The sequence below is a fragment of the Vibrio sp. D173a genome (assembly GCF_030248475.1).
This window is the reverse complement of sequence record NZ_JAHGAH010000497.1, coordinates 1-590: the sequence shown is the minus strand read 5'-3', so window position 1 is coordinate 590 and position 590 is coordinate 1. Positions and strand designations below refer to the sequence as shown.

Below are 590 nucleotides of genomic sequence, written 5' to 3'. Positions count from 1 at the left end.
CAGAAAGGCGACCTTACAGGCACTGCGCCACTGGTTCGCGTTCACCTGCATGACACATTCACCGATCTGCTTCATTCAGATCGTGGCACCGAGCGCAGTTGGTCTCTCGACAAAGCGATGAAGCGTATTGGTGAAGAGGGCGGTGTTTTGGTTATTCTTGGTAACGAGGAGTCTTCAGATTCTTTGATTCACAAAGTGAAGACCTTCGAAGCACAAGACAAGAATGAACAGCCAACCATGGCTAAGAAGCAGGGAACGTCACGCCGTGTTGGTGTTGGTTCTCAGATTCTACAAGACCTGGGTGTTCGAGACATGCGTTTACTCTCTTCAATCTCTAAACGCTACCAGGCGCTTGGTGGCTGTGGTTTGAATGTGGTTGAGTACGTGTGTAACTAAGACCGTTCTGCAGTAGAACTGTCAACAGATGTTATTGGTGAGACAACCCTAATTGATAGGTAAGCATTAAGCAGAGAGCACAAGATTGCATAGTGAACTCTCTGCCTTTTGACCTTTATCAGCAAAGGAATCGTTTTGTACTCACCGCTTTATCTCCCCGGTGTTAGCTCAACTAAATTAGCATTAGATGTTGC

Annotated in this window: 1 pseudogene; it reads left to right on the top strand. The window is 46.8% G+C overall.

Annotation, left to right across the window (positions count from 1 at the left end):
* Positions 1-396, top strand: a pseudogene (locus tag KIV40_RS27060) (bifunctional 3,4-dihydroxy-2-butanone-4-phosphate synthase/GTP cyclohydrolase II); the annotation flags it as partial.
* Positions 397-590 lie beyond the last annotated feature (194 nt).